Origin of the sequence: Maricaulis sp., from assembly GCF_017642925.1 — a bacterium.
Lineage (GTDB): Bacteria > Pseudomonadota > Alphaproteobacteria > Caulobacterales > Maricaulaceae > Maricaulis.
The window spans coordinates 245572-269857 of sequence record NZ_JAEPOL010000001.1; the positions used below are offsets into that span (position 1 = coordinate 245572).

Annotated in this window: 22 protein-coding genes; 9 read left to right on the plus strand and 13 right to left on the minus strand. The window is 65.4% G+C overall.

Features of this window, described 5'->3' with window-relative positions; translation table 11 throughout:
• Positions 1-47 precede the first annotated feature (47 nt).
• Both JJ918_RS01245 and JJ918_RS01250 read right to left on the minus strand, forming a co-directional pair.
• Positions 48-224 carry a DUF1328 domain-containing protein gene (locus JJ918_RS01245; RefSeq protein ID WP_291882261.1) on the minus strand — a complete coding sequence of 59 codons (177 nt, stop codon included), beginning with the start codon at positions 222-224 and terminating at the stop codon, positions 48-50.
• Positions 225-272: 48 nt separating this feature from the next.
• Positions 273-686, minus strand: a complete 414-nt coding sequence (locus JJ918_RS01250; protein ID WP_291882264.1) for a hypothetical protein — start codon at positions 684-686, stop codon at positions 273-275.
• A 129-nt stretch (positions 687-815) separates the two neighbouring features.
• Between JJ918_RS01250 and JJ918_RS01255 the strand changes: the two genes are divergently transcribed.
• Positions 816-2807, plus strand: a complete 1992-nt coding sequence (locus JJ918_RS01255) for a transglycosylase domain-containing protein (RefSeq protein WP_291882266.1) — start codon at positions 816-818, stop codon at positions 2805-2807.
• Positions 2808-2911: 104 nt separating this feature from the next.
• Positions 2912-4486, plus strand: coding sequence for a hypothetical protein (locus tag JJ918_RS01260; RefSeq protein ID WP_291882268.1), 1575 nt, complete (start codon positions 2912-2914; stop codon positions 4484-4486).
• A 56-nt stretch (positions 4487-4542) separates the two neighbouring features.
• Here the strand turns inward: JJ918_RS01260 and JJ918_RS01265 are convergent, their stop codons facing one another.
• The 4 genes from JJ918_RS01265 to JJ918_RS01280 form a co-directional block, all read right to left on the minus strand.
• Positions 4543-5343: a hypothetical protein gene (locus tag JJ918_RS01265; protein WP_291882270.1), complete on the minus strand. Its 801-nt coding sequence runs from the start codon at positions 5341-5343 to the stop codon at positions 4543-4545.
• Between the two features lie 82 nt (positions 5344-5425).
• Entirely contained in the window at positions 5426-8449 is a 3024-nt protein-coding gene (locus JJ918_RS01270; RefSeq protein ID WP_291882272.1) for a TonB-dependent siderophore receptor, read from the minus strand.
• Positions 8450-8654: 205 nt separating this feature from the next.
• Positions 8655-9920, minus strand: coding sequence for a polyhydroxyalkanoate depolymerase (locus JJ918_RS01275; RefSeq protein ID WP_291882274.1), 1266 nt, complete (start codon positions 9918-9920; stop codon positions 8655-8657).
• 45 nt (positions 9921-9965) lie between these two features.
• A complete protein-coding gene (locus tag JJ918_RS01280; protein ID WP_291882276.1) occupies positions 9966-10592 on the minus strand; it encodes an SCO family protein in 627 nt (208 codons plus the stop codon).
• A gap of 146 nt (positions 10593-10738) precedes the next feature.
• Between JJ918_RS01280 and JJ918_RS01285 the strand changes: the two genes are divergently transcribed.
• Entirely contained in the window at positions 10739-12061 is a 1323-nt protein-coding gene (locus JJ918_RS01285) for an ActS/PrrB/RegB family redox-sensitive histidine kinase (protein WP_291882279.1), read from the plus strand.
• Positions 12062-12101: 40 nt separating this feature from the next.
• Positions 12102-12653, plus strand: a complete 552-nt coding sequence (locus tag JJ918_RS01290) for an ActR/PrrA/RegA family redox response regulator transcription factor (RefSeq protein ID WP_271187123.1) — start codon at positions 12102-12104, stop codon at positions 12651-12653.
• Positions 12654-12686: 33 nt separating this feature from the next.
• Here JJ918_RS01290 and JJ918_RS01295 read toward each other — a convergent pair whose 3' ends face one another.
• Positions 12687-13430 carry a thioredoxin family protein gene (locus JJ918_RS01295; RefSeq protein WP_291882285.1) on the minus strand — a complete coding sequence of 248 codons (744 nt, stop codon included), beginning with the start codon at positions 13428-13430 and terminating at the stop codon, positions 12687-12689.
• Positions 13431-13723: 293 nt separating this feature from the next.
• Complete coding sequence (gene acnA, locus JJ918_RS01300) at positions 13724-16408, minus strand: aconitate hydratase AcnA (protein ID WP_367277612.1); 2685 nt, start codon at positions 16406-16408, stop codon at positions 13724-13726.
• Between the two features lie 122 nt (positions 16409-16530).
• On the opposite strand from acnA, the gene ccmA reads away from it, so the two are divergent.
• From ccmA to JJ918_RS01325, 5 genes are all read left to right on the plus strand, one after another.
• A complete protein-coding gene (gene ccmA, locus JJ918_RS01305; protein ID WP_291882290.1) occupies positions 16531-17220 on the plus strand; it encodes a heme ABC exporter ATP-binding protein CcmA in 690 nt (229 codons plus the stop codon).
• Entirely contained in the window at positions 17217-17885 is a 669-nt protein-coding gene (locus tag JJ918_RS01310; RefSeq protein WP_291882292.1) for a heme exporter protein CcmB, read from the plus strand. The genes ccmA and JJ918_RS01310 overlap by 4 nt, the downstream gene beginning before the upstream one ends.
• A 221-nt stretch (positions 17886-18106) precedes the next feature.
• Positions 18107-18865, plus strand: a complete 759-nt coding sequence (ccmC, locus tag JJ918_RS01315; RefSeq protein WP_291882294.1) for a heme ABC transporter permease CcmC — start codon at positions 18107-18109, stop codon at positions 18863-18865.
• Entirely contained in the window at positions 18862-19017 is a 156-nt protein-coding gene (gene ccmD / locus JJ918_RS01320; protein WP_291882296.1) for a heme exporter protein CcmD, read from the plus strand. Before ccmC ends, ccmD begins: the two co-directional genes overlap by 4 nt.
• Positions 19014-19523: a redoxin family protein gene (locus tag JJ918_RS01325; protein WP_291882298.1), complete on the plus strand. Its 510-nt coding sequence runs from the start codon at positions 19014-19016 to the stop codon at positions 19521-19523. The genes ccmD and JJ918_RS01325 overlap by 4 nt, the downstream gene beginning before the upstream one ends.
• A gap of 224 nt (positions 19524-19747) precedes the next feature.
• Here JJ918_RS01325 and JJ918_RS01330 read toward each other — a convergent pair whose 3' ends face one another.
• The 5 genes from JJ918_RS01330 to mtaB form a co-directional block, all read right to left on the minus strand.
• Positions 19748-20362: a MarR family transcriptional regulator gene (locus JJ918_RS01330; protein ID WP_291882300.1), complete on the minus strand. Its 615-nt coding sequence runs from the start codon at positions 20360-20362 to the stop codon at positions 19748-19750.
• An 83-nt stretch (positions 20363-20445) separates the two neighbouring features.
• Positions 20446-21093, minus strand: a complete 648-nt coding sequence (locus JJ918_RS01335; protein ID WP_291882302.1) for a septation protein IspZ — start codon at positions 21091-21093, stop codon at positions 20446-20448.
• Between the two features lie 23 nt (positions 21094-21116).
• Positions 21117-21965: an EamA family transporter gene (locus tag JJ918_RS01340; protein WP_291882303.1), complete on the minus strand. Its 849-nt coding sequence runs from the start codon at positions 21963-21965 to the stop codon at positions 21117-21119.
• Between the two features lie 3 nt (positions 21966-21968).
• The gene (gene ftsY, locus JJ918_RS01345; protein WP_291882305.1) at positions 21969-22898 is read right to left on the minus strand and encodes a signal recognition particle-docking protein FtsY; all 930 of its coding nucleotides are present in this window, start codon (positions 22896-22898) and stop codon (positions 21969-21971) included.
• On the minus strand, positions 22895-24229 hold the full coding sequence (gene mtaB, locus JJ918_RS01350; RefSeq protein ID WP_367277617.1) for a tRNA (N(6)-L-threonylcarbamoyladenosine(37)-C(2))-methylthiotransferase MtaB: 1335 nt from the start codon (positions 24227-24229) through the stop codon (positions 22895-22897). Before mtaB ends, ftsY begins: the two co-directional genes overlap by 4 nt.
• Positions 24230-24286 lie beyond the last annotated feature (57 nt).

A 24286-nucleotide genomic window follows, 5' to 3' on the forward strand; every position in this document is an offset into this window, starting at 1 on the left:
CCCGGAGCGCGTCTTTCTTCCAGCTGGCCGTTTGCGGCCGGGCCGGTTTAGACGGGCGGCGACTGGCCGCGGATCGCCCGGGCGACGAGCGCCAGGACAAACAGCGCCAGGAACACCACGAACAGGATCTGCGCGATGCCGGCAAAAGCACTGGCCATCCCACCGAATCCCAGGACAGCGGCGACAACCGCAAAGATGAAGAACAGAATTGCCCAGCTGAGCATGACGGACTCCTTTTTCTAGCGTCTTATCCAGTGACGGACCCGGCGGCGTCAGATCGTGCCGGCGCGCGGCGGTTCCGGGGCCGGTTCCGCGCGGGCTGCGCGGTATCCGGCCACGAGTTCGGACCAGCTTTGATGGGCGACGATCGTGTTGGCGTCCGGCCGGTAGTCGAGAAAGCCGACGGCGTGTTCGATCGTCATGCCCGGAATGGCATCCGGTCCCGTCCAGGCGATTTCCAGAGCGGCGATGCTGTCATCGGGCCGTCTCAGGACGGTGATGACATGACCGCGGGCGATCCCGGTCCTGTCCGTCACGGACAGGGCTTCAAGTGTGGCGGTCGAAACCGGCATCGCGGTCGCCGTTTCCGGCGGGCGATTGTGCAGTTCGAGCACCGGGGGCTGGACGAAACCTGCAATCAGCAGGCCTCCCAGCGCGGCGCCGGCCAAGTGTGTCAGCCTGGACATGACGGGCCTCCTTGCCGCTCGTGTATTCAACGCGCAGCTGCGCCAGCCGTTCCGTGCCACCGGCTTCATTCATGGGGAATTAACCCTGGCGGCGGCAGATAGTGCGTCCGGATTCACACAGGAAATGCCATGGCCCGCCGGCCCCGAAATGCCCCTGCGGCCGACCGCGCCCGCCCGGCGCCCGCGCGCCGCAGACGCCGGCGTGGGGGCAAGCCGGGTCTGCCGCTGTGGCGGGTCTTTGCGGCCCTTTTCGTCGTCGGGGCCCTGGCCGTCGCCGCGCTTCTGGTATCCGTCGCGCGCGACCTGCCCGACACGTCTAGCCTGGCCGCCGTCGAGCGCTCATCGACCATCGCCTTCCTGGACCATCGCGGCCGCCTGATTGCACGCCGCGGATCCGCCCATGGTCACGAAGTCGCGGTGGCGGACCTGCCGCCCTACCTGGTCGATGCCGTGCTGGCGGTCGAGGACCGGCGCTTCTACAGCCACCCCGGGGTCGACGTGATCGGCCTGTCGCGGGCCATGCTGGCCAATATCCGGGCCGGTCATATCGTCCAGGGCGGGTCGACCCTGACCCAGCAGCTGGCCAAGAACCTCTTCCTGTCGCCCGAGCGCACCTGGCGCCGCAAGCTGCAGGAAATGATGCTGGCCTTCTGGCTGGAGAGCCGCTTCACCAAGGACGAGATCCTCGAGCTCTATCTCAACCGCGTCTATTTTGGCGGCGGGGCCTATGGCATCGAGGCCGCGTCGCTGCGCTATTTCGGCAAGCCCGCCAGCGAGGTGTCGCTGGGCGAGGCGGCCCTGCTGGCCGGGCTTCTGAAGGCGCCCTCGCGCTACAGCCCGGTCAATGATGCCCGCCGTGCCGCGGCGCGGGCCACGGTCGTGCTCGACCTGATGATGCAGACCGGCCGCATCACCGAGGCCGAACGCGTTGCGGCTGCCAGCACGCCGATCCGCGTATCGCGTGGCGCGTCGAGCCCGGGCGCGCAGTATTTCATCGACTGGATTTTCCCGTCCGTCCGCGAAATCGCCGGTCCCAGCCATGGCGATCTGGTGGTGCGCACGACGCTCGACGTCGATGCCCAGCGCGCCGCCGAAGCCGCGCTGGAAGGCGTGCTTGCCGATCCGGCCCGTGCCGCCGGGGTCAGCGAGGGCGCACTGGTCTCGCTAGCGCATGACGGGTCCGTGCGTGCCATGGTCGGCGGACGGTCCTATGTCCGCTCGCAATTCAATCGCGCGATCCTGGCGAGCCGCCAGCCCGGTTCGGCCTTCAAGGCCTTCGTCTATGCCTCGGCCTTCGAAGCCGGCCTGTCGCCGGACGATGTGCGCGACGACCGCCCCGTGCGTGTCGGGGACTGGGAGCCGCAGAACTACAACGACACATATCGCGGCGAGATGACCCTGCGCGAAGCCTTCGCGCGGTCCTCCAATTCCATTGCCGTGCAGATCGCCGAGGAGACCGGCCGGGGCCATGTTGCCCGGCTGACGCGCCGGCTGGGCATGGAAAGCCCGATGCGGGCCGACCGCTCCCTGGCGCTGGGCGCCTATGAAGTTACGCCGCTGGAGCTGGCCGGTGCCTACGCACCCTTCGCCAATGGCGGCTACCGGGTCTCGCCTTTCGGTATCATCTCCATCGAGACCGAAGCGGGCGACCTGCTGTTCGAAACGCCGCCACCGGCCGACCGCCGCGTGCTGGATGAACGGACCGTGGCGCGCATGCAGGACCTGCTGCGCGCCGTCGTGGTGTGGGGCACGGGCCGCAATGCCGCGGTGCCCGGTCTGGAGACCGGCGGCAAGACGGGCACCACGAATGATTTCCGCGACGCCTGGTTTGCCGGTTATGGCGCGGACGTGGTGACGGCCATCTGGACCGGCAATGACGATAATGCGCCGACCGATCACGCGACGGGGGGCGGTCCGCCGGCCCTGATCTTCAGCGCCTACATGCAATCGGCGCCGCACAGCGGCCTGGCCAGCGGCCATTCGCGCCCCGCCGGAGACGGGCCGGCCATCGCGCCGCAGGTTGGCGATGCCGAAACGGTCGCTACCCCGGCCGAGCGCGAGGAGCCGCGCGATCCGATCGCCGCTTTCCTGGCCGGTCTGGGGGGACCCGACAGCGAGTAATCCCCTGCGTAATTACACCTGTTTTGCAGGACGCCGCGCAGGCACGGTGCTAGGTTGCGTGCCGAGGGACCGGTACGAACTCCTGTCATCGAAAGAGGGGACCCATGAGATCTCAAATCCTGCCCGCGCTCGCCCTGTCCGGCCTGGTCGTGACCGCATTGCCGGCTGGCAGCGCCCTGGCCCAGAGCCGTGCCGATGCGGAGGCCGCGCTGACGCGCATGGGCCTTATCGGCAGCGCCAGTGAAGACTTCAGCTATGCCGACGCGTCCTGGTCGCGCGGCCGCTATATCCTGTCCGATGTTGTGGTCCGCAATCTCGACATCGAGAACGAAGATGTCGACGTCGACGGTCCCGGGGAAATGAACATCGCGCGGATGATTTTCGAAGCGCCGCGCATCAATTCCGACGACGATGTGGTGTTCGACGCCTTCGCGGTCGAAGGGCTGTCGATGATCGATGCCGATGGCGGCCATGTGGAAATTGCCCGGATTGCGGTCGACGGCCCCAATACCGCGATGGCGGCCGATCTGGCGCGCATGCTGTCGGGGCAGGATGACTTCGATCCCGACTGGTCGGCCTATCGCTTCGAGTCTCTCGGCTTTGAAGGCTTTGGCGTGCAGGGCGATGACGGCGAAGGCCCGTTCGACATTTCCGTTGAACAATTCATCCTGCAGGACTTCGGCGATGTCGAGCTGGGCCGGATGGCACTGATGAATGTCTCCGTCGACGCCATGTCCGAAGGCGCGCCCGTGAGTTTCCGTCTGGGCGAGCTGTCCGTGACCGGCTTCCAGTCCAGCGCCTATTCCGAACTCGTGGAAGCCATCGCCAGCGGTGCGGACGAGGACGAGGTGATGAGCGCGTACTACCGCACCGCCTTCTCGCCGCAGCTGGACCTGTTCGACCGTTTCGCCATGCGCGGGCTCGAAGGCTCGGCGGAAGGCGTCGGCTTTGCACTCGATAATCTGGTCGGCACGATCAACAAGGCCGGATCCCGCTATACATGGGATTTCGCGCTCGACTCGGCTCGTATCGTTCCGGACGCGGCGCAGGAAGCCGGCGCCCAGGTCGCCACCGCAATCGGCATGCTGGGCTATGAGAGCCTTGAGCTGAGCATGGCCTCTAGCGCCGTCTATGACGAGAGCACGGGCCGGATGCAGACCATCGGCGATAATTATCTGCAACTGCGCGACGGCGTTCGCATGGAAATGACGCAGGATTTCGGCGGGTATGACGAATACTACGCCGCCCTGCCGGAAATGGCCGAACGCTTCGGCGAGGGTGCCAAGGAAGCGCCGTCCGAAGACGCCGATGCCGTTCTGGAGATGATGGCACCGTTGATCCTGTACAATATGTCCCTTCGCATCGTCGATCAGTCCCTGCTCGAGCGGGCCCTGGAAGCCGGTGCCGCGGCCCAGGGCATCACGACCGACGAGTTGCGGATGCAGACTGCGGCCATGGTCGGCATGGGCATGATGTCTGCGCCGCCGGAAATCCCGCGCCCGCTGCTCTCCCAGCTGTCCGGAGCGCTTACCCAGTTCATCAATAATGGCGGCAGCCTGACGATCGATGTGACGCCGCCGGAACCGGTCAGCATCGGCACGATTGCCGAGCAGGTCGAGAGCGACACGTTCGACTATAATGCACTGGGGATCACGTTCAGCGCCGACGCGCCGCAATAGCGGCGACCGCCGGCAACAGCTCGAAGGGCGCCCGGAAGCGGGCGCCCTTTTGCATTTCAGACGGGGCTGTTGCCGTAGCCCAGCAGAGCCCGAAGCCCCGGTGCGGCATAGTCCACCAGACGTTTCTGGGTGTCGGGCAGGGTGTCGGGAAACGCCGTGCTCCGGCCCGCGAGATTTTCCCGCGCCGTGCCGCTCTGGCCGCGATCGGCACCAACCCGCACGCGGTTCCGCCAGTCTTCAGGCAGTTCGCCCAGACCGGCGGCATCCAGCAGACGCGCAAAATAGGCATGGGCATCCAGCGTGTCGGGCGCGTTGCAGTGTGCCGCCAATTCCTCATAGCGCACGAGCTGGATCCCCGTTCCCAGCCAGGAGACGGCGTTGTGCGTATAGATTTCCGACAGGGTGGGCGCTTTGCCCGGAATGCCGAAAATCATCATGTTCAGCATGTCCTCGACGCTCACCGCGTCCTTCTTCAGGTGCTCCAGATTGGCCTGGAATGTGTCGGACAGGAAAAACCGCGCCCGGGCGATCACCCAGTCATAGGGGTCGCGGACCAGCAGGATATGGCGCACGCCTTTCAGCGCGATCGCCGATAGATCGGAGAAGAGGAGATGCCCCCAGCTCAGCTTCGGCGCCTCGGCGTCGAAGGCCTTGCGGTGCTGGGCCAGGATCGGGTGCTGGATGAAGGCGGCGGGGTAGTGCTGCTCGACCGGTACGAACATGCGCATCACATTGCGCAGAAGATGCGTGCCGGACTTGGGCACGGAATTCAGGAAAACGGGGCGCGTGAGCGGTCGCTGGTCAAACTCGGTATTGCGGGCGTCCAGATTGTCGGCGTGCATTCGGATCAGCGGCATGTATCCCTCCTGTCGCATCGGATGCAAAAGGGGCGGCAGCCGCCATGGCCGCCGCCCCGATAGTCTCGATCAGGCGTGCGGCCTAGAAGGTGCGCACGATGTTGGCGAAGAAGCGCCGTCCGAACCAGTCATACTGGCTGTAGAAGGCGGAACGGCCGACCGTGTTGTATTCACCGGAGATGGCGGTCACGGAGGGCGGGTGTTCGTCGAACACGTTCGACACGCCGACCCGGGCCGACCAGTCGCCGAATGTCCGCTGAAGCGAGACGTTGTGATAGATCGTCGTCTCGGTCCACAGCTTGTAGTTCACGGGCTGGCCGACATAGGTCTGCGCGGCAATGCCGTAGGATTCCCGGTTCGAGGTCGGGCCCACGTAGCGCATGCCCCAATAGGCGGTCCAGTCATTGCGCACGAAGGTGAAGCTGAGATCGCCGACCAGTTTGGGATCGCCGCCCTCGCCGTTGAAGTCGGCCACGACACCGCCCAGCAGGTCGGTCTTGTCCTCCAGCTGGTAGGCCGCGCTCAGATTGACCGACAGATCGCCGAAGTCGAACTGGTGGAGATAGTCGGCATTGATGTCGACGCCCCGGTTTATCTGGCTGTTGACGTTGATGAAGCTGTCGCGGACCGTATTGATCAGGTACGGGCCGGGATCGGTCGGCGAATTGCGGGTGAACAGATCGCACAACGGCTCGTTGGCGAAGTCTTCCGAGTTGTAGCACCCGCCGACAATACCCGGTGCGCCGAGGCGTGAAACCTCGTCATTGACCTCGATCTCGTAATAGTCGATCGACAGGCGGAAATTGATGGTCTGCGGCGTCAGGACGATGCCGATATTGGTCGCTTCCGAGGTTTCCGCTTCGAGAACGCCGAACCCGCCACCGGTCACGATGGTGGCCGCAGCGCCAGATCCGCTCATATCGTCCGGCAGACCGTCGGCGGCGCAATTGTCGGCGACCCGCTGGCTGATCACATTGGCGGCCAGGTTTGCCGCATAGTCGATACACGGATCGATCGTGCGCTGTCCGAGGAAGCCGGTCTGGTTCGACAGGTAGAGCTCGAACAGGGCCGGTGTCCGGAAGGACGTGCCATGCGTTGCCCGCAGGCGGACGACGTCATTTATCGCCCAGTTCAGACCGACCTTGTAGGTCTCGCCGGAGCCATAGCTTTCCACATCGGTGTAGCGGCCGGAGACGGTCAGTTCCAGCGAGTCCGCAAAGCGCGAATCCGCCAGCAGCGGCACGCTGAGTTCGCCGAAGATCGCCTCGGTCGTGTCCGAACCCGCCGTGATGCCCGCAACGGATGAGTTCCACACATTGCCCGACAGCGTCAGCTCGCCCGGCGTGTCGTTGATCTCGTCCTCGCGGTAGTGGACGCCGAGCGCCATCGCGACGGCGCCTGCCGGCAGGTCGAACACCTCACCGCTGGCGACCGCCTCGAAGGAGCGCTGATCATAGATCGTGCGGCCGGTTTCCTCACCGAACGCATATTCGGCGACATCGTCGGGCACATTGCCGCGCAGCAGTTCCGGGTCGAGCCAGTCGACATCGATACACGGCGCACCACGGATCGAGGTGAGTGTGCCAACGCACGAGCCGGAGCGATAATACTGGTCATAGATCGCATCGGCATAGATGCGCTGATCCCAGTACTCGCCTTCCGAGCGCGAGACCTGGAAGGCCATATCCCAGCTCCAGGTGTCCAGGCCGAACAGCGTGTCGCCGCGCAGACCGGCAACGAAGCGCTGATAGTCGATGCTGACCGAGCTGTCATTGTGGTCGGTGATCGGGGTCGGCGAGAGCTCGTTCATACCGCCCCAGCCGGCCGCGAACGGATCCGGATAGGCGCCCCACAGATCCTCACCATTATACATGTAAATCCAGTACTGGCGGTAGGAGTTCACATAGGTCTCACGCCGGTTGAGCAGCGCTTCGCCATAGAGCTCGATCGAGTCCGTGACGTCGAAATGGCCGTCGGCGAAGATCGTGTAGCGCTCGGTCTCCGGCACCATGGACGAGTCGTCCTGGAAGGGGTGGTCGTAATTGACCAGGGCGCGCTGTTCCGGCACTCGCGGATCGACCAGGAACCAGTCGTCGGTCGGAGCGGTGAACCAGAACGGGTTGGCGTGGCTGGTGCCGATCGGGGTCAGCCCGTTGGCGGCCAGGGAGCCGTCATAATCATACTGGATCAGGCGCGGGCGCTGCAGCGGCAGGTTCGTGGTGCCGTCGCCGAAGAAGGGTGCGTAGTCATAGACCCAGACATGGCCCCAGTAGAGGTCCTCGCACGAATAGCGGCCGGTGCGCGGGTCGATGAGGTCGGCGCGGGAACCGTCATTATTGAAGACATAGGGTTCGCCGCAGCTGAAATAGTCGCGATCGCCCTGGGCCAGTTCGCGCTGCTGGAAGGCGTCCAGCGTGACGCGGAAGCCGCCCCGGTCGAACTCCCAGCCATAGGAAGCGCTCAGACGGTACTGCTCCGCAGCGCCGTCCCCCGGCACCGAGATGAAGCCGTCGATCGTCCCGCCTTCTTCCTGGCGGGTGATGATGTTCACCACGCCCGCCACAGCGTCCGAGCCGTAGATCGACGAGGCGCCGTCCTTGAGAACTTCGACGCGCTCGATAGCAGCCAGCGGAATGACGTTGAGGTCGAAGGCTGACACGCCGCCGCGCACGCCAGCCGGACCGGCGCGGCGCCCGTTCAAGAGGACCAGTGTCCGGTTGGCTCCCAGCCCCCGCAGGGACAGGGTTTCCACACCGGTGCCGCCATTCTGGACGAATTGCGACGATGTCGCCGAGGTCACCTGGGCCGAGCCGGCCGCAACGGTCGCGGACTGCAGGAAATCGGCGATGTCGACATTGCCCTCAAGGGCTGCGTCATCCGCCGTGAACACGTCGAGCGGAATTTCGCTGTTAAAGCCGTCGCGGCGGATGCGCGACCCCGTAACGACGATACGATCGCTCGTCTCCGGTTCGGCATCGTCTTCGGCCTGCTCGGGAATCTGTTCCGCATCCTGAGCGAAGACGGGCGCACCGGACAGGCTGGCAACCGCCAGCCCGGCCAGAATTGTCGAGCGCAACAAGCGCCCCTTTTCAATGGGTGTGTACAAAGCCCCCTCCCATTAACCTACGAAAAAGAAAACGGTAATGGGCGGACAAGGGGGGGAGCTATTGAGGAAAGACCAACCGTTGTGAAAGAACGGTGAGCGACAAAAAACGCGATGAATGACGGTCGGCGGTCACAACGCTCCGGAGCCGGGAGCGATCCGCTTCCGGCAGAGTTTGCAGCGGGTTCCGGTCAGGCGTGGAACCGGGTCAGCGGCGGGCGAGCGCGGCTGCACCCTGTTCGCGCATGAAGGCCTTCATCTTCGGCGCGATGTGCTCGCGGAAGCGGCGGCCGTTGAAGACGCCGTAATGGCCGACATCCGGCTGGATCCAGTCCATGCGCAGGCTCTCTTCCAGCCCGCTGCACAGCGTGTGCGCGGCCTGGGTCTGGCCGATGCCGGAAATGTCGTCATTCTCGCCTTCGACCGTGAGCAGGGCGACATCGGCAATCTTCGACGGATCGACGAGACGGCCGTGATGCGCCTGCTCGCCGCGCGCCAGCTTGTGTTCCTGGAACACGTCGCTGATCGTCTGCAGGTAGAATTCTTCGGACAGGTCCATCACCGCCAGATACTCGTCATAGAAGGTGCGGTGCTTCTCGGCGCTGTCGCCATCGCCTTCGACCAGGTGGGTGAAGAAGTTCCAGTGCGCGTCGACATGGCGGTCGAGATTCATGTTCATGAAGCCGGCCAGCTGCAGGAAGCCGGGATAGACACGCCGGAAAGCGCCGGGATTGGGCGCGGGAACCGTGTGGATCAGATTGCCCGCGAACCAGTCGAAGGGCTTCTCCTCGGCCAGCTTGTTCGGCACGGTCGGCGACAGCCTTGTGTCGATCGGCGAGCCCATGAAGGTCATGGAGGCCGGACGGGCCGGATCATTGTCCTGGGCCATCAGCGAAACGGCGCCGAGCGTCGGCGGGCCGGGCTGGCAGACTGCAACGACGTGTACATCGGGTCCGAGCAGCGCGATCATTTCGCGGACATAGGCGACGAAATCGTCGAGATCGAAGCGGCCTTCGATCACCGGCACCGTGCGCGCATCGGCCCAGTCGGTGATGTAGACCTCGTGATCGGGCAGGAAAGCTTCCACAGTGCCACGCAGAAGGGTCGCGTAGTGGCCCGACATGGGTGCGATAAAGAGCACTTTGGGATCAGGTGTGTCAGTCCCGCGTGCGGCAAGAAGCGCATCATGGTCGCGCTCGAAATGCAGCAGGTCGCACCAGGGCTTCGACCAGACGACCTCTTCGGACACCCCGACACAGCGCTCATTGATCTGCGTGCTGTCGATCATCCATTCCGGCTTGGCATAGCGGCGTGTGACGCTCTCGAACAGCTCGGCAGCGGCCGCGATCGTGCGCCCGGCCATCGTCTCGCCGACCGGGTTCCAGGGCGCGCGCAGCGTGCGGCGCGTGGCATTGGCGGCGGCCCGCCAGGGCGTGATGGCGATACGGTTGAATTCGTACATGGAGTACAGCATGGCGTCTCCTCAGGCGCAGTGTTGCAGCCCCCTCAGGACCGGGGACTATGCGCCGTCTTCCTCAAGGAAGTCTTGCAGCCGCGACGCCATTGCGGCGGGGTCGGTGCCATGGGTGAACACATCGACGAATTCCCCTTCGGAATCCATCAGGTAAACAATGGACGAGTGGTCCATCAGATAATCGTCGCCCTCGCCTGCGCGCCGGTAGACGACCCGGTAGGCCGAGGTGACCTCGGCGATCTGGTCCTCTGTTCCGGTCAGGCCGGTCAGCCCCTCCGGGAAGGCTGGCGATGTCACATACTGGGCGAGCTGTTCGACCGTGTCGCGTTCCGGATCGACAGTGATCAGCATCGGCTGGATCCGTTCGCGCTCTTCCGGCTCCATCTGGTCCAGCGCTGCGGCCATGACCTGCAGCGAGAACGGGCAGATATCGGGGCAGTAGGTGTAGCCGAAATAGATCAGCATGGCCTTGCCGCGGAAATCGGCCTCGGTCACCGTCGCCCCGGTCTGGTCGACCAAGGTGAAGGGGCCGCCGATATTCGCTTCGCCGCTGACGCGCACACCCGCCTGGCGCGGCGCTTCCGCGCCCGGCCGGGTGAGGACCAGAATGAAGAACACGATCATCAGCGTGGCCGGGGCGGCAATCAGCAGCCAGATCACGGGACGCGGCATGGACGCTCCATCTGTGGGTCCGGTGTCGGTGTCTATCCGGACTCGGACGAAGCATGATAAGCCTCGCCGGAAGGGAATGTTGCAGATGCGAAGGTAAGCGCGCTTGCCCCGTCTGTCCATGCCGGCCCGCTGCCGGGGAGGTCTGAATGGTCGATACGGATTGGGATCCTTACGGCGGTGACGCCCAGCTGACCCCGGTGTTCGGACGCTTGCGCCTGCGCACGCTCGTCATGCTGCGCTGGCTGGCCGTTGCCGGTCAGACCCTCACGGTTCTCCTCGTTCACTTCGTGATCGGTTTCGAACTGCCGATCGGCTTCTGTCTCGGCGTGATCCTGGCCAGTGCCTGGATCAATACCTGGCTGACCCTGTCCGTGCCGCCGCAACGCTTCGCGCGCGACTGGGAGGCCTTTGCCCAGCTGGGCTATGACGTGGTCCAGCTGTGCGTCCTGCTGATGCTGACCGGCGGGTTATGGAACCCGTTTGTCATCATGCTTGTCGCGCCGGTGATGATTTCGGTCGCCGCACTGCCGCCACGCTGGTCGATCGGTGTGGGGGCGCTGGCGATGGCCGGCACCGGCGCCATGTGGCTGTGGAGCCTGCCGCTGCCCTGGTTCGCCGGCGAGCAGATCCATCTGCCCGGCGTCTACGTGCTGGGCCTGTGGTCGGCCATCTTTATCTCGATTGCCTTCACCGCCGTCTATTCCTGGCGGGTCAGCCAGGAAGGCAAGCGCATGGCCACGGCGCTCGCCGCCACGCAGAGCGTGCTCTCGCGGGAGCAGCGTCTTTCGGCGCTGGGCGCACTGGCGGCCGCGGCCGCCCACGAGCTGGGCACGCCGCTGGCCACGATCCAGCTGACGGCCAAGGAAATGCTGCGCGATCTCAAGGACAACGAGCTTCTTCGCGAGGATGCCGAGCTGATGGTGGCCCAGGCCCGCCGCTGCCGCGACATCCTCAAGCGGCTCAGCCAGGAGCGCTCGGTCAGCGATATCCGTCACGACCGTCTTGAATTCCTGGCAGCGCTGGAAGAGGCCAGCACACCGCTGCGCGGTCTGGGCCCGATGGTCGAGGTGCAGCTGGCCGAGGGGCAGGGATCCGAGCCGCCCGTCCTGCGGCGCATGCCGGAAATTCTCTACGGCATCGGAAATTTCATCGAGAATGCCGTCGACTTCGCCGATACGCGCGTCACCGTCGAGGGACGCTGGGATCCGGGCAATGTCTATATCCGCGTGATAGATGACGGGCCCGGTTTCTCGCCGGAAATCCTGTCCCGGATCGGCGAGCCCTACACGACGACCCGTTCGGGAACGCCCGGACAGGGCGGGCTGGGACTGGGGGTTTTCATCGCCAAGACGATGATTGAAAACTCCGGCGGTGTGGTGCGTTTCGACAATGCCGGCCCCCAGGGCGGCGCGGTGGTCTCGATCCGCTGGCCGCGCAAAGAGGTGGAGGCCCCGCCCGCTCTGGGCTAGTGAAGGTTCTGCACACCGGAATAATGACGAGGACGGACGTGTGAGCGAGATCGAATACCAGCTTCCCGAAGACAAATCCCTGCTCATTCTCGATGATGATGCGCCTTTCCGGACACGGCTCGGCCGCGCCATGACGGGCCGGGGTTTTATCGTTTCCGCGGTCGGATCCGTCGACGAGGCCAAGGAAGTCGCGCGCAACAACCCGCCGGCCTTTGCGGTGCTGGATCTGCGCCTGCAGGATGGTGACGGCCTGGATGTCGTGAAATCGCTGCACGCCTCGCGGCCCGATTGCCGCGTTGTCATGCTGACCGGCTACGGCAATATCGCCACGGCGGTGGCTGCGGTGAAGGCGGGGGCGGTGGACTACCTGTCCAAGCCGGCTGATGCCGACGATATCATCAAGGCGCTGCTGGCCCATCCGGAAGACAAGCCGGAACCGCCGGAAAACCCGATGTCGGCCGACCGGGTGCGCTGGGAGCATATTCAGCGCGTTTTCGAACTGTGCGATCATAATGTCTCGGAAACCGCCCGCCGCCTGAACATGCACCGCCGCACCCTGCAGCGCATCCTGGCGAAGCGCGCACCGCGCTAGGATTAGGGACATGTCCTGCGGTAGGTGTCCCTTCTAGTGCTGCCGGCCGTCCTCGTCGGCGGGTTCGGCGTGGGCGTAGCCGTAGATCGGGCCGCCGCCCGCGCCCTGTACGATGGCAACGGTACCGAAACGGCGGAAGCTCTCGCCCATGTAGACGGTCTCGCCGCCTGACCAGGAGCCCAGATAGGTCAGGCTCTTGACCATGTTGTAGTGCGGCATGTCGAGCCCCTCATTCTCGCCGGCACCGATCTCCACCATCGCCCAGCCCGGCGCGTAGGCAACCAGCCAGACATCGAGCTCTTCTTCCGGGGCCTCGCCGTCCAGATGCACCATGAAGGAGCCGAAGGGGCCGTCTTCCAGACGGATGACCGGGCTGTCCGGCATGGCGCACAGGCGTTCATTGACGGCGCCGGAAACCTTGTCGCGGTTCCAGCCCGGCGCGTCGGTGATGCCGTCGATGACGAATTGCGGCGTATAAAGACGGCTGACGTCGAGATTGGGCAGATACATGCGCTGGCGCTGGACATATTCCGGCCGCGCATAGGTGTCGGTCCAGCCATACATGTCCCAGTAGGACACGGCGAAAGCGAGGGTGAAGACGTTTTCGTGGCGGTCCAGCTCGCCCAGATAGCGGTTGGCGTCGGGGCAGAGCGGACAGCCCTGGCTGGTAAAGAGTTCCACAAGCACCGGCCGTTCCGACCAGCACGCGGTCTCACGCGTATCCGGCTCGCCGGCAAGAGCGGGCCCGGCAGCTGCCAGGGCAAGGAAGAGGGACACCAGCTGTCGCATGCTGTCTAGATAATCACCCCGGCCCGGGCGTGCCAATCACTTGGACGTGACGGCGTCGAGAGCCGATCAGTCCTTCCCCTTGATGGGGACTGAGATGCCAAAGGACATGCCGGTGGCATGTCCGGCGCATCGAAGGCCCGGCGAAGCCGGGCGGAAGGGGTGAATCCCTGTGCTTGCGAATTGGAAACACCTCGCTCCCACCCCCTCCGACCCGCGGCTTGCGCCGCGGCCCACCTCCCCCATCAAGGGGGAGGATGGAGCGCGTGCTTTGTACTATTGGCCTAGTCCCGCGCCAGATTGCGCAGCACGTAGTGCAGGATACCGCCATTGCGGAAGTATTCGAGCTCGTTCTCGGTATCGATCCGGGCCCGGGCCTTGGCGATTTTCTTGTCGCCGTTCGGGAAGGTGATCTCGATGTCCATCTCCGCGCGCGGCTCGAGGGCCTCGACGCCCTTGATCGTGACCGTCTCGTCGCCCGTCATGCCCAGGGCTTCCCAGGACTGGCCGTCCTCGAACTGCAGCGGCAGCACGCCCATGCCGATCAGGTTGGAGCGGTGGATGCGCTCGAAGCTCTCGGCGATCACGGCTTTCACGCCCAGCAGGCGGGTGCCCTTGGCAGCCCAGTCACGCGACGAACCCGTGCCGTATTCCTTGCCGCCGAACACGACCAGCGGCGTGCCCTCGGCCTGGTATTCCATGCAGGCGTCGTAGATGAACTTCTGCTCGCCATCCTTCTTGGTGAAGCCGCCTTCAACGCCGTCCAGCATCTTGTTCTTGATGCGGATGTTGGCGAAGGTGCCGCGCATCATCACTTCGTGATTGCCGCGGCGCGAGCCGTAGGAGTTGAACTCCAGAACCGGCACCTGGCGTTCCTGCAGGTAACGGCCCGCCGGGCTGTCGGCCTTGATCGAACCGGCCGGCGAGATGTGGTCGGTCGTGATCGAGTCGCCGAACAGACCCATGATCTTGGCGTTGACGACATCGCCCGGGGCTTCCGGATCCATCGTCATGCCTTCGAAATAGGGCGGGTTCTGGACATAGGTCGAGGTGTGGTCCCACTCATAGGTCAGGCCGCCGGTAACCTCGATGTCGCGCCAGTTCTCGTCGCCCTTGAACACGTCGGCGTAGCGCTTGGCGAACATGTCCGGCGTTACCGCGGTGCGGACCGCATCAGCGATCTCGGCGGAAGACGGCCAGATGTCCTTCAGATAGACGTCATTGCCGTCCTGGTCCTGTCCGAGCGGGTCGGTCGTGAGGTTGATCTTCATCGAGCCGGCGAGCGCATAGGCGACCACGAGCGGCGGCGAGGCCAGGTAGTTGGCCCGCACGTCCGGCGAGATACGGCCTTCGAAATTGCGGTTGCCGGACAGGACGGCGGTCGCGACGAGATCGTTCTCGTTGATCGTCTTGGAGATGGCCGGCGGCAGCGGGCCGGAATTGCCGATACATGTGGTGCAGCCATAGCCAACGAGGTTGAAGCCCAGCGCGTCCAGGTCGTCCTGCAGGCCGGCCTTTTCCAGATAGTCGGTCACGACCTGCGAGCCCGGTGCCAGCGAGGTCTTCACCCACGGCTTGGTCTTCAGGCCCTTGGCCAGGGCGTTGCGGGCCAGAAGGCCGGCGCCCAGCAGGACGGACGGGTTGGACGTGTTGGTGCACGAGGTGATCGCGGCAATCGCGACGTCACCATTGGTGAAGACATAGTCCTCGCCCTCGACCGGTGCCGACTTGTCCAGCTCGTCACCCTTGCCGTACTCGCTCTGCATCACCTTGGCGAAGCCGGCGGCGGCATTGGACAGTTCGATCCAGTCCTGCGGACGCTTCGGACCGGAGACGGCCGGGACGATGGTCGACATGTCCAGGTGCAGCGTGTCGGTGAAGACCGGTGCTTCGGTATAGTCCGGACGGAACATGCCCTGGGCCTTGGAATAGGCCTCGACCAGGGCGACGCGCTTGTCGTCGCGGCCGGTGGCGCGCATGTAGTCCAGCGTTTCATTGTCGACCGGGAAGAAGCCGCAGGTCGCGCCGTATTCCGGCGCCATGTTTGCGATCGTCGCCTCGTCTTCCAGCGACAGGTGATCCAGGCCTTCGCCGTAGAACTCGACGAATTTGCCCACCACGCCCTTCTTGCGCAGCATTTCCACGACCTTCAGCACGAGGTCGGTGGCGGTGGCGCCTTCCGGCATCTTGCCGGTCAGTTCGAAACCGATGACTTCCGGGATCAGCATGGAGACCGGCTGGCCCAGCATCGCGGCTTCCGCCTCGATACCGCCGACACCCCAGCCCAGGACGGCCAGGCCGTTGATCATGGTGGTGTGGCTGTCCGTGCCCACGCAGGTATCCGGGTAGGCGACGGTCTCGCCATTCTCTTCCTTGGTCCAGACGGCCTGGGCCAGGTTTTCCAGGTTCACCTGGTGGATGATGCCGGTGCCCGGCGGGACGACGCGGAAATTGTCGAACGCCTTGGCGCCCCATTTCAGGAACTTGTAGCGCTCGCCATTACGCTCGTACTCGCGCTCGACATTCTTGGCGAAGCTGTTGGCCTGGCCGAAATTGTCGACCATCACCGAGTGGTCGATCACCAGATCGACCGGGACTTGCGGGTTGATGCGCTGCGGGTCGGCGCCGAGCTTGCCGGCGGCATCGCGCATGGCGGCCAGGTCGACCACGGCCGGAACGCCGGTGAAGTCCTGCATCACCACGCGGGCCGGGCGATAGGCGATCTCGTGTTCCGAGGTGCGCGTGGTCAGCCAGGTGGCCATCGCCTCGATGTCGGCCTTGGTGACGGTCTTGCCGTCCTCGAAGCGCAGCAGGTTTTCCAGCAGCACCTTCAGCGAGGCCGGCAGGCGGGAGACCCCGGTCAGGCCGTTCGCTTCGGCGACCTTGAGGTCGTAATAGGTATAGGTCTCACCGGCGGCGGTGAGGGTGCGCTTGCAGGAAAAACTGTCGAGAGAGGCCATATGCGTCATCCTCGTAAGGCGTCGAAGGGGCGGGGAATGCCCGGTGGGAGGTCGGCCATTTCGAAGTGGCCGTATGTTTTGGCGGGGTTTTAACCGGTGTGGGGCGCTGCTGCAATGCGGCGTTCCGTGCGTTGACGAACCAACCCCGCTCGGGCGACATGCTGGCCATGACGACCGCCCTAGCCGAATTCCCGTCCCTTGTGGCGCTGTCTCCGCAGACACTTGAAGCGACAGGGCTTTCCCTGTCGCGCGGCGGGCTGCGGCTGGTCGAGCGGCTGGACCTGGCGCTTGCGCCGTCCGGCGCCCTCCTCCTGGTCGGTCCCAATGGCACCGGCAAGACGACCCTGCTGCGCGCGCTGGCCGGCCTTGTACGTCCGGATGCCGGTGCTGTGGCGATCGGCGATCAGCCGGCCGGCCAGGTTGCTGCCGATACGCTTGGCTGGCTTGGCCATGCGGACGGGCTCAAGCCGAACGAGACCCTGCGGCACGCCTTGCGCTTCTGGGCCGACATGCATGGCACGCCGCGCACGGCGATCCTGCCCCTGATGCGCGTGATGGGGATCGAGGCGCTGATCGACCGGCCGGCCGGTCAGCTGTCGCGCGGACAGCAACGGCGTGCCGGCCTGGTGCGCGTGGCCCTGGCCAACCGGCCGCTCTGGCTGCTCGACGAACCCGCCGGTCCGCTCGACGGCGCCGGCCGTGACCGGCTCGCAGAGCTGGTCGCCTGGCACCGCAGCCGCGGCGGCGGCGTGATCGCCGCGACGCACCAGACGCTGGACTGGCCCGGCGCTGCAATGCTGGATCTGGGGATGTACCGGTGAGCCGGCTTGGTGCGGTCTTTGCGCGCGAGGCGCGGCTGGCCTGGTCGGGCGGCGGCGGTCCGGCCGGTCCGGCCGCTTTCTTCCTCGCAGCCATCACCCTTGCGCCGCTCGCGATCGGGCCGTCACCGGAACTCCTCGCAGCGGCGGGGCCGGGCCTGATGGGATTTGCGGCCCTCCTGTCGGTACTGCAATCGGCCGAGCGCCTTTATGGCGATGACTTTTCGGACGGCACGCTCGACCTCTACGCCCTGTCGCCGATGGGCCTGTCCCTGCTCTGCCTCGCCAAGACGCTGGGACAGGGTATCGCAACCCTGTGGCCTCTGCCCGTGATCGCGCTCCTGGGCGGGCTGATGTATGGCGTGCCGCTTCAGCCCAGCATGATGCTGGCAGCTGCGCTGGCTGCAGCGATCCCGGCGCTCGTGCTTCTGGCTGGGTTCGCGGGTGCGCTGGCAGCCGGCGTGCGCCGCTCCGGCCTCCTGATCGCGCTGATCGCCGCCCCGATGATGGTACCGGTCCTGATCTTCGCCGCCGGCGCCGGGCGGGCGGGGTTCGAGGGCGACGAACGGGCTTTGGCCAATCTCGTCCTCACCCTCGCCGTATCGCTGGGAGCGATTGCTCTTGCGCCATTCGGTATCGCCGCTGCCGTGAAGAGCCGGCTGGGCTAAAGGGCTCGCCCCGCTTGCGGGGGAGCTGTCCGCGCCAGCGGACTGAGGGGGCGGCGCACAAGCGCCGCGAAGCGCGTAGCGCGCATCCGACTCACCCCCATCGCCTCACTCCGCTCGGCACTTCCCCCGCTCCGCAGGGGAAGCGTGTTCGCGCCGGACCGTTTCAAGCGCGCATCCGTCGCACTTGCCGCCCGGAGCATCCCAAAGTAATCAGCGAAGCCATGCTGTCCTACTTTTCCAACCCCCAGCGTTTTGACGGCCTAGCCCGGCGGGTGATCCCGGTACTGGGCGTTCTGACCGTGCTGTTGCTGGGCATCGGTATCTACCTGTCTTTCTTCGGCTCGCCGCCGGACTACCAGCAGGGCGACACGGTGCGGATCATGTATGTCCATGTTCCGGCGGCCTATATGGCGATGGCGCTCTATGCGGCGCTGGCCGGGGCGAGCTTCGTCTTCTTCGTCTGGCGTCACGCCCTGGCCGATGCGGCCGCCGAGGTGATTGCGCCGGTCGGGGCCGTTTTCACGGTGCTGGCGCTGATCACCGGCTCGCTCTGGGGCAAGCCGATGTGGGGCACCTGGTGGGAGTGGGATGCGCGGATGACCTCCGTGCTGGTCCTGCTACTGGTCTATCTGGGCTATATGGCCCTGCGCGCCGCGCTTGAGGATGCCCAGCAGGCTGCGCGGGCCGGTGCGGTCCTTGCCATGGCGGGCGTCGTCAATCTGGTGATCGTGAAATTCTCGGTCGACTGGTGGTCGTCCCTGCACCAGCCGGCTTCGGTGATCCGTTTCGACGGGCCCACCATCCATTCCAGCCAGCTCTGGCCGCTCGCCATCATGGCGCTGGCCTATACGATGCTGGCGGCCTGGCTGGTCTTCTACCGGCTGCGCTCGCGCGCCGTGATCCAGCGGGCGCGACAGATCGAGCGCCGCAAGCTGCAGGCCGCCCGTGCGGCGCAGTCGACGCAGGGGAGTGGCGCATGAGCGAATTCTTCGCGATGGGCGGCTATGCGGCCTTCATCTGGCCGGCCTGGGGCCTGTCGGCCCTGGCCCTCGCGGCTCTGGTGGTTCTGGCACTTCTGGAACGCCGCGCCGCCACCGAACGCCTGCGCCGCCTGGAGAATGACGAGGCATGATGCAGGCCATCCGCCTGGCCGCGTTGCTGGCGGTCCTGGCCCTGGCCGGCATGCTGGGCTGGCGGGTGTATCAGGACCATCACGCACCGCGCGAGCCCCTGCCCGCACTCACCCTGGCGCCGCTCGCCGGACAGGCGGCATTCGATCCCGCTGATATCGACGGCGCCTACCTGCTCAATGTCTGGGGGTCGTGGTGTGCGCCTTGCCGGATCGAACACCCTGTGCTGATGGCGCTCAAGGCCGAAGGCTATGCGATCTACGGCATCAACTGGCGCGATCACCCCGACGACGCCAATGCTTTCTTGGCCGAGCTGGGCAATCCCTATGCGGGCATCATGCAGGATGTGAACGGTGCATCGGCGCAGGCGCTGGCGATTTCCGGGGCACCGGAGACGCTGGTGATCTCGGCAAATGGCGAGATCCTGACGCGCTGGCCGGGACCGCTGACCGCCGATGTGCTGCGCAATCGCATCTATCCGGCACTGGATCGTGGCGCGCGCCGCTAGAGCATTTTCAGCGAAAGTGGGAACCGGTTTCGCGGTTCGAAAATGCGACCGCCAAAGGACCCGGCATTTTCAGCGAAAGTGGGAACCGGTTTCGCGGTTCGAAAATGCGACCGCCAAAGGACCCGGCATTTTTCAGCGAAAGTGGGAACCGGTTTCGCGGTTCGAAAATGCGACCGCTCAAACAGTCGAGCCGTTTCGTCGACCCGGATTGCGATGAAATGGCTCTAGGCTGACATCTGCTCCGGCGAGGCCTTGGCGGCCTTTTCCGCCTTTTTTGCCTTCTTGGCCGCCTTCTTCGCCTTGGCCTTGGCTTTTTCCTTCGCCTTCTTCTTGGCCTTCTTCTTCTTTTCCTTGGCCTTTTCGCGGGCCTTCTTGGCTTCCTCCTCGCCCTTTTCCAGGGTCAGGGCGATGCGGCGGAGGGTTTCCAGGAAGCTGGCCCGCTTGTTCTTCGGCAGGGCCGACAGGATCGCCTTGTCGGCCTCCATCGCGCCCAGCGTGGCGGCTTCCAGCAGGGCGCGGCCGTCATCGGTCAGCCGGACGGCATTGGCGCGGGCGTCGTCGGGCAGTTTCTCGCGCTCCAGGAGGCCGTTGCGCACCATGCGCGCGACCAGTTCGGCCAGGGTCGACCGATCGATCCCGGTCACCTTGACCAGTTCGGTCTGGGTCAGGCCCTCATTGCCGCCGGTCGCGTGCAGCACGGCGAACTGGCGCTGGGTCAGCTTGGCGCCGGCCATCGCCTTCATGAAGCGTTCGGCCGCGAATTGCTGTGCGCGGTGGAGAAGATGTCCCGGCGACTCGGCCAGGTCGAATTTTTTCGTGTCCAGCTTGTCCTGAGACATGACCCTCTCCGCCCGATCCCGATTTCATCCTAATGCGGATTTATAACGCGAAAATGACGTTGATCCGAGCACGGATTTTCGGCTTAAGCGCTGGCGGGATCGTCGCTTTTCGGCTGGTGCTTGAAGATCAGGGGCAGTTGCGCCGCGCCGAAGGCCAGTGTCAGAGCGATGACGCCCAGCTTGGCATTGGCCCAGAAAGCCTCCGACAGGGCCAGCCCGTCGAACCAGCGTGCGCTTTCCGGCACGACACTGTCGGTAATGTGCCGCCACATCACTTCGTTCAGCCCCGCCAGGAACTGGAACCACACCGCCCAGCGGATCGCCAGGATGGTCCAGGCGCGCTCGGGCAGTTCGAAAATATGCTGGAAGAAGATCTTCCAGACGTTCTGACCGAAGAAGAGCCCGATCAGGATCATGTAGGACAGGAAAAGGTTGATGATGGTCGGCTTGATGTAGATGAAGATCGGATCCTGCAGCCAGATCCCCATCGCGCCGAAACCGAGAACCAGCGCCGTTGTGAAGATCAGCATGGGCGGGATGCGTTTCTCCACCCGGATGGACAGGATGACGGCGGCTGTCGCGGCGACCATGTAGGCGCCTGTGCCCCAGTAGATCGCGCTGTCTCCTGCAACGAAGCGGGCCAGATTGTAGACGACGATCCAGACGCCGATCGGGCCGGCGTCGATAAGCAGGCGCGAGCCCTGTTCGCTCGTGTTCTGGGTCTGGGCCAAGATCGCGTCTCCCGCTCGGCTGGTTACATCACCTGAAGCAATACGAGCCCGGCGGCGAGGCAGATTGCAAGCACTGTCCGCCGCAGGCCGAAGGGTTCCTTCAGCACAAGCGCGGCCAGAACCGCCCCGAACACGAGCGACAGTTCGCGCAGGGCGGCCATCGGCGCAACGGGCGCGGAGGCATAGGCGTAGAGCGCGAGGCCGTAGGTCGAGGCGTTGAATACGGTTGAATAGAGCGCCGGACGGGCTTCGCGTTTGGCTGCCGGCCAGAAGGCCCGGCCCCGTCGCAGGATCGCTGTCGGAAGGATGGTGACGATGGACAGGACGAAGAACCAGCCGAGATAGACGAGGATGCGGCCGCTCTCGCGCACGCCGGAGGCGTCGATGACGGTGTAGGCGGCGGTCATCGTGGCGGCGGCGAGGGCCAGCAGCAGGACTTTCACCTTCGGCTTGCCGTCGCGTTCGGGCCAGGCAAAGCCGATCAGGGCGGCACAGGCGATGGCGAGGCCGGCCAGCTGATCGGGCGAGATGGTTTCCTGCAGGAAGACAAACGCTGCCAGGGCCGCAAGGGCCGGTGCGCTGCCGCGCATGACCGGATAGGCGAGATTCATGTCGCCATGGCTGAAGGCGGCGATCATCAGCATGTTGTAGGCCCAGATCACCGCCGTGCCCGCCAGCAGGAAGCGCCAGACCTCCCAGGGCGGCAGGGGCTGGGTGATGAGCCAGGGCAGGAAGGCCAGGCCGACAAAGGCCAGGGTCAGGCCGCGGAAGACCAGCTTGTCTTCGGCCTGTTTGGTCAGGAGCGTCATGCCCGAATGCGCGGCAGCCGAGCCCAGCATGGCCAGCGTCGCGGCGAGCGTGACCGCGTCCAACCGCTAGTCCTCCAGACCCGCCAGGGCGCGGGAGAAGTCGCGGGCGGAGAAGGGCTGGAGATCCTCTTCGCCCTCGCCGATGCCGATATAGTGGATGGGCAGTTTGAACTTTTCCGCCACCTGCACCAGGGCGCCGCCCTTGGCCGTTCCGTCCAGCTTGGTCATCACCACGCCGGTGACATTGGCGGCCTCGAGGAAGGCTTCGGCCTGGGAGACGGCGTTCGACCCGACCGTGCCGTCCAGTACCAGCACGACATGGTGCGGGGCGTCCGGCATCTTCTTCTTGATGACGCGGATGACCTTGCGCAGCTCGTCCATCAGCTCGGCCTTGTTCTGCAGCCGGCCGGCCGTGTCGATGAGGACGACGTCATGCCCGTCGCGCTCGGCTGTTTCCAGGGCGTCGAAGGCGAGACCGGCCGCATCGGCACCGATCTCGCGCTTGATCACGGGCGCTCCGGCGCGCTCGCCCCAGACCGAAACCTGCTCGATTGCGGCGGCGCGGAACGTGTCGCCGGCGGCGAGGAGCGGGTTGCGGCCCTCGCGCTTCAGCTTGACGGCAATCTTGCCGAGCGTGGTGGTTTTTCCGGATCCGTTGACGCCGACAAAGACCACCACTTGCGGTGACATACCGGTAACATCGAGCTCACATTGGAGTGGCATAAGTGTCTCGCTGACCACATCTGCGAGCGCTGTCCGGACCTCTTCGTCGGACACTTCCTTGTCGAACCGGTCGCGCGCCAGGCGTTCGGTGACCCGTGCCGCAGCGACGGCACCGAGATCGGCGGCGATCAGGGCGTCTTCCAGCTCCTCCAGCGCGGCGGCGTCGAGCTTGCGCTTGGTGAAGATGGCGGTGACGCTGTCGCCCAGCTGGGTGGAGGAGCGCTTCAGCCCCTGCGCCAGCCGGGAAAAGAAGCCCGGTTTCTTCTCGCTCATCCGGCGATGACCCCCTGCAGTTCGCGTCCGTCATGCCCGGTCACGTCGATATCGACAAGGGCGCCGGCCCGCGGCACTTCGGCTTCGGGAATGCGGATGCCGGCGAAATTGCCGGCGCGGGCAAAGCCCGGCTTCTCAACGAGGGCCGCGCTGACACGTCCGATCATGCCGTCGAGATGGCGCTGGAGCGCCTCGTCGGCCTTGGCGCGCAGCCGGTTGGCGCGGTCCTTGATGACGGCGCGTTCCAGCTGCGGCATGCGCGCGGCGGGCGTGCCGGGGCGCGGGGAAAACGGGAAGACGTGCAGATAGGCCAGCTGGCACTCGTCGACCAGGCGGATCGAGTTCTCGAACATCGCCTCGGTCTCGGTCGGGAAACCGGCGATCATGTCGGCACCGAAGGCGATCTCCGGACGGGCGGCCTTGAGCCGTTCGCACAGCGCAATGGCGTCGCCGCGCAGATGGCGCCGCTTCATGCGCTTGAGGATCATGTCGTCGCCGGCCTGCAGCGACAGATGCAGATAGGGCGCCACGCGCGGCTCGCCGGTAACGGCCTCGAACAGGGCATCGTCGATCTCGATCGCGTCGATCGAGGACAGGCGCAGGCGCGGCAGGTCGGGCACATGCTTCAGGATCGCCTGGACCAGGCGTCCGAGCGGCGGATTACCGGGCAGGTCCTCACCCCAGGAGGTGAGGTCGACTCCGGTCAGCACCACTTCGGAATGGCCGGCATCGACCAGCGTCCTGATCTGGTCGACCACTTCGCCCAGCGGTACGGAGCGCGAATTGCCGCGGCCATAGGGGATGATGCAGAAGGTGCAGCGATGGTCGCAGCCGTTTTGTACCTGGACATAGGCGCGGGCGCGGCCTTCCATGCCCTCCACGAGATGGCCGGCCGTCTCGGTGACGCTCATGATGTCGTTGACGCGCACTTTCTCGGTACCGCCGAGCAGGCTGGCAGGCGCGAAGGTTTCCGCTTTCAGCTTGTCGTCATTGCCGACCACGCGATCGACTTCCGGCATCCGCCCGAACATGTCCGGATCGACCTGGGCGGCACAGCCGGTGACGATGATCTTGGCATCGGGATTTTCGCGCCGGGCACGGCGGATGTGCTGGCGCGCCTGGCGCACGGCCTCATTGGTCACGGCGCAGGTATTCACCAGGATCGTATTGGTCAGCCCCTGCTCGCGCGCATGCTTGCGCATGACCTCGCTTTCCCACGCGTTCAGCCGGCAGCCGAAGGTGAGAATGTCGAGGCCTTCATCGGTGACCGGATCCCGCGTCGGCGGCGTATCGGCCCCGGAGGCGGCGGGGTTGTCGTCATGGGCGCTCATGGAGGGCGGATAAGTGGCCACGCGCTGCCGCGCCGTCAAGCGGCGCGGTCAATTATG

Bases quoted from the DNA above. Each gene is read 5' to 3' on its own strand.
- JJ918_RS01245 (WP_291882261.1), bottom strand. From the start codon at position 224: ATGCTCAGCTGGGCAATTCTGTTCTTCATCTTTGCGGTTGTCGCCGCT.
- JJ918_RS01250 (WP_291882264.1), bottom strand. From the start codon at position 686: ATGTCCAGGCTGACACACTTGGCCGGCGCCGCGCTGGGAGGCCTGCTG.
- JJ918_RS01255 (WP_291882266.1), top strand. From the start codon at position 816: ATGGCCCGCCGGCCCCGAAATGCCCCTGCGGCCGACCGCGCCCGCCCG.
- JJ918_RS01260 (WP_291882268.1), top strand. From the start codon at position 2,912: ATGAGATCTCAAATCCTGCCCGCGCTCGCCCTGTCCGGCCTGGTCGTG.
- JJ918_RS01265 (WP_291882270.1), bottom strand. From the start codon at position 5,343: ATGCCGCTGATCCGAATGCACGCCGACAATCTGGACGCCCGCAATACC.
- JJ918_RS01275 (WP_291882274.1), bottom strand. From the start codon at position 9,920: ATGCTGTACTCCATGTACGAATTCAACCGTATCGCCATCACGCCCTGG.
- JJ918_RS01280 (WP_291882276.1), bottom strand. From the start codon at position 10,592: ATGCCGCGTCCCGTGATCTGGCTGCTGATTGCCGCCCCGGCCACGCTG.
- JJ918_RS01285 (WP_291882279.1), top strand. From the start codon at position 10,739: ATGGTCGATACGGATTGGGATCCTTACGGCGGTGACGCCCAGCTGACC.
- acnA (WP_367277612.1), bottom strand. From the start codon at position 16,408: ATGACGCATATGGCCTCTCTCGACAGTTTTTCCTGCAAGCGCACCCTC.
- ccmC (WP_291882294.1), top strand. From the start codon at position 18,107: ATGCTGTCCTACTTTTCCAACCCCCAGCGTTTTGACGGCCTAGCCCGG.
- ccmD (WP_291882296.1), top strand. From the start codon at position 18,862: ATGAGCGAATTCTTCGCGATGGGCGGCTATGCGGCCTTCATCTGGCCG.
- JJ918_RS01325 (WP_291882298.1), top strand. From the start codon at position 19,014: ATGATGCAGGCCATCCGCCTGGCCGCGTTGCTGGCGGTCCTGGCCCTG.
- JJ918_RS01330 (WP_291882300.1), bottom strand. From the start codon at position 20,362: ATGTCTCAGGACAAGCTGGACACGAAAAAATTCGACCTGGCCGAGTCG.
- ftsY (WP_291882305.1), bottom strand. From the start codon at position 22,898: ATGAGCGAGAAGAAACCGGGCTTCTTTTCCCGGCTGGCGCAGGGGCTG.
- mtaB (WP_367277617.1), bottom strand. From the start codon at position 24,229: ATGAGCGCCCATGACGACAACCCCGCCGCCTCCGGGGCCGATACGCCG.